This is a genomic window from Bradyrhizobium sp. (assembly GCF_019242285.1).
In the GTDB taxonomy this organism is placed as follows: Bacteria; Pseudomonadota; Alphaproteobacteria; order Rhizobiales; family Xanthobacteraceae; genus Bradyrhizobium.
On the sequence record NZ_JAFAVV010000868.1, the window covers coordinates 1 to 4162 of the forward strand.

Here is a 4162-nt window from a genome sequence, read left to right on the forward strand (position 1 = left end):
GCGAAGCATCGAACTCGGAATCTCGAGGTTCCGGGTTCGCGCTTGCGCGCGCCCCGGAACGACAGTGGAGAGAAGATATGACCCATACCGGCGAACAGTTCTATCCCGAGGGCGTCCATTGGGACGATGCGATCTGCATCGGCACGCTGCCGGAGCTGCTCGCGACGGCGGCAGCGCAATTCGGCGCACGCCCCGCGATCGAATTCCGCGACCGGCCGATCAGCTACAGCGAGTTCGAAGCGCTGGCCGAGCTCGCGGCTGCCGCGTACCTCCGCGCGGGCTGCGGCAAGGACACCTCCGTCGCGCTGTTCCTCGGCAACACGCCGGACCACCCGATCAACTTCTTCGGTGCGCTGAAGGCGGGCGCACGCATCGTGCATCTGTCGCCGCTCGACGGAGAGATCGCGCTGGCGCACAAGCTCGCCGATTCCGGCGCGCGCGTGCTGGTGACCAGCAACCTCGCGGCGCTGCTGCCGACCGCGCTGAAATTCCTCGACAGGGGCCTGATCGACCGTCTCGTGATCTGCGAGGACGACCGCTGGGGCAAGGTCGGCACGCCGCAGGCCGCTATCCCTGACCATCCCGCGATCACCACCTGCGCGAAGTTCATCGACGGCGCGGCGAAGCCGGCGCAATGGCCGACCATCTCGCCCGACGACGTCGCGCTGCTGCAATATACCGGGGGCACCACCGGTCTGCCCAAGGGCGCGATGCTGACCCATGGCAATCTCACCGCGGCGGTCTCGATCTACGACGTCTGGGGCCGACCCGCGCGCGCCAAGCGCGCTGGCGTCATCGACCGCGTGATCTGCGTGCTGCCGCTGTTCCACATCTATGCGCTGACCGTGGTGCTGCTCTCATCGCTCCGGCGCGGCAACCTGATCTCGCTGCACCAACGCTTCGACGTCGAAGCCGTCATGCGCGACATCGAGGTCAAACGCGCGACCTATTTCCCCGGCGTGCCGACCATGTGGATCGCGATCGCCGCGTTGCCCGATCTCGACAGGCGCGATCTGTCCTCACTCGTTTCCGCCGGCTCCGGCGGCGCGCCGCTGCCGGTCGAGGTCGCGAGCATCCTGCAGCGCCGCGTCGGCATGAAGCTGAAGAGCGGCTGGGGCATGACCGAGACCTGCTCGCCCGGCACCGCGCATCCCGCGGACGGGCCGGACAAGCCCGGCTCGATCGGCCTGATGCTCCCCGGCATCGAGCTCGACGTGGTCGCGCTGGACGATCCAACGAAGGTGCTGCCGCCGGGCGAGGTCGGCGAGATCCGCATCAAGGGCCCAAATGTGACAAGAGGCTATTGGAACAAGCCGCAGGAGACGGCGGAAGCCTTCGTCGACGGCCGCTTCCTTACCGGCGACATCGGTACCATGGACGCCGACGGCTATTTCTTTCTCGTCGACCGCAAGAAGGACATGATCATCTCCGGCGGCTTCAACGTCTATCCGCAGATGATCGAGCAGGCGATCTACACCCATCCCGCGGTGCAGGAGGTGATCGTGATCGGCATTCCCGACGATTACCGCGGCGAGGCGGCCAAGGCCTTCATCAAATTGCGCGACGGCGCGGCCTCCCTTACGCTGGAGGAGCTGCGCGCGCATCTTGCCGACAAGCTCGGCAAGCATGAATTGCCGGCCGCGGTCGTATTCGTCGAGGAATTGCCGCGCACGCCGGTCGGAAAACTCTCGCGCCACGAATTGCGCCGCAAGCAGGCGCCGAAGGAAGAGATGGCTTAACGGCTCACAGGAGGACCCCATGGATCTCGCTTTCACCCAGGAAGAGCAGGCGTTCCGCGAGGAAGTGCGGGCGTTCTTTCGTGACAACGTGCCGCCGGAGACGCGCCGCAAGCTGGTCGAAGGCCGGCATCTGTCCAAGGATGAGATGATCGCCTGGTGGCGCATCCTCAACACCAAGGGCTGGGGCGTGTCGCACTGGCCGAAGGAGTATGGCGGGACGGGCTGGACCTCGGTGCAGCACTACATCTTCAACGAGGAACTGCAGATGCATCCCGCGCCGGCGCCGCTCGCCTTCGGCGTCAGCATGGTCGGCCCGGTGATCTACACTTTCGGCAACGAGACGCAGAAGAAGCAATATCTGCCGCGCATCGCCAATGTCGACGACTGGTGGTGCCAGGGTTTCTCCGAGCCTGGCTCGGGATCGGACCTCGCTTCGCTGAAGACCAAGGCCGAGCGCAAGGGCGACAAGTGGATCATCAACGGCCAGAAGACCTGGACCACGCTCGCGCAATATGCCGACATGATCTTCTGCCTGTGCCGCACCGATCCCTCGGCCAAGAAGCAGACCGGCATCTCCTTCATCGTGTTCAGCATGAAGTCGAAGGGCGTCACGGTGCGGCCGATCCAGACCATCGACGGCGGCCACGAGGTCAACGAGGTGTTCTTCGACGACGTCGAGGTGCCCTACGAGAACCTGATCGGCGAGGAGAACAAGGGCTGGGACTACGCAAAGTTCCTGCTCGGCAATGAGCGTACCGGCATCGCGCGGGTCGGCGTCTCCAAGGAGCGCATCCGCCGCATCAGGGATCTGGCGTCCAAGATCGAATCCGGCGGCCGCCCGGTGCTCGAGGACCCGAAATTCCGCGAGAAGCTCGCCGCCTGCGAGATCGAATTGAAAGCCCTGGAACTGACCCAGCTCCGCGTCGTCGCCGACGAGGGCAAGCACGGCAAGGGCAAGCCGAACCCGGCATCCTCGGTGTTGAAGATCAAGGGCTCGGAAATCCAGCAGACCACCACGGAGCTCCTGATGGAGGTGATCGGGCCGTTCGCCGCGCCCTATGACGAGCATCCGGATTCGAGCAACGAGGCAATGGACTGGACCGCGCAGATCGCGCCGAGCTACTTCAACAACCGCAAGGTCTCGATCTACGGCGGCTCCAACGAGATTCAGCGCAACATCATCACCAAGGCGGTGCTGGGCTTGTAGTTCACAATCTCACCGTCATCCCGGGACGCGACGCAGTCGCGAACCCGGAATCCATAGGTGGTTATGGATTCCGGGCCTGGCCTTTCAGGCCATCCCGGAATGACGACGTCAGTTTGATCCGGGTATGAGGAACACGAAATGGATTTCGATCTGACCGAGGAGCAGAGGCTCCTGAAGGATAGCGTCGAGGGGCTGCTGACCGATTCATACGATTTCGAGCAGCGCAAGAAATACATGAAGGAGCAGGGCGGCTGGAGCAAAGCCGTCTGGAGCAAGCTCGCCGAGCAGGGCCTGCTCGGCCTTCCCTTCGCGGAGGACGACGGCGGCTTCGGCGCCGGCGCGGTCGAAACCATGATCGTGATGGAGGCGCTCGGCCGGGCGCTGGTGATCGAGCCCTATCTTGCCACGGTCGTGCTCGGCGGCGGCGTCCTGCGCCATGGCGGCTCGGCGGCGCAGAAGGCGGCGCATATCCCCTCCATCATCGACGGCAGCAGGACGCTCGCCTTCGCCCAGCTCGAGAAGAACTCGCGCTACGACCTCAACGACGTCGCCACCACGGCGAAGAAGAAGGGCGACGGCTGGGTCATCGACGGCGAGAAGTTCGTCGTCGTCAATGGCGAGAATGCCGATACGCTGATCGTCACCGCGCGTACGAAGGGCGGACAGCGTGACAATAGCGGCATCGGCCTGTTCCTGGTGCCGGGCGTCGCCAGGGGGATCGCCAAGAAGGCCTATCCGACCCAGGACGGCTTTCACGCCGCCGACATCAGCTTCACCGGCGTCGAGGTCGGCGCCGATGCGGCGATCGGGGACGCCGAGAACGCGCTGCCGCTGATCGAGCGCGTGGTCGACGAGGCCCGCACCGCGATGTGCGCGGAGGCGGTCGGCGCGATGGACGAATCCCTGAAGAGCACGGTCGAGTACCTGAAGACGCGCAAGCAGTTCGGGGTTGCGATCGGCAGCTTCCAGTCGCTGCAGCACCGCGCCGCCGACATGTTCGTCGCGCTGGAGCAGGCGCGCTCGATGGCGCTGTTTGCGACCATGGCCGCCGATTTCGGCGATGCGAACGAACGGGCGAAAGCGGTGGCCGCGGCCAAGGTCCAGGTCGGCAAGTCCGGAAAGTTCGTCGGCCAGCAGTCGATCCAGCTCCATGGCGGCATCGGCATGACCATCGAGGCCAAGATCGGCCACTACTTCAAGCGGCTGACCATGATCG

At 65.0% G+C, this 4162-nt stretch carries 3 protein-coding genes; all 3 read left to right on the top strand.

What is annotated here, in order from left to right; genetic code table 11:
* The first annotated feature begins 77 nt into the window (after positions 1-77).
* Positions 78-1739: a dicarboxylate--CoA ligase PimA gene (pimA, locus tag JOY90_RS35685; RefSeq protein ID WP_291695783.1), complete on the top strand. Its 1662-nt coding sequence runs from the start codon at positions 78-80 to the stop codon at positions 1737-1739.
* Between the two features lie 19 nt (positions 1740-1758).
* Positions 1759-2946: a pimeloyl-CoA dehydrogenase large subunit gene (gene pimC, locus JOY90_RS35690; protein WP_291695784.1), complete on the top strand. Its 1188-nt coding sequence runs from the start codon at positions 1759-1761 to the stop codon at positions 2944-2946.
* Between the two features lie 138 nt (positions 2947-3084).
* On the top strand, positions 3085-4162 hold a 1078-nt coding region (gene pimD / locus JOY90_RS35695; RefSeq protein WP_291695785.1), incomplete at its 3' end, for a pimeloyl-CoA dehydrogenase small subunit.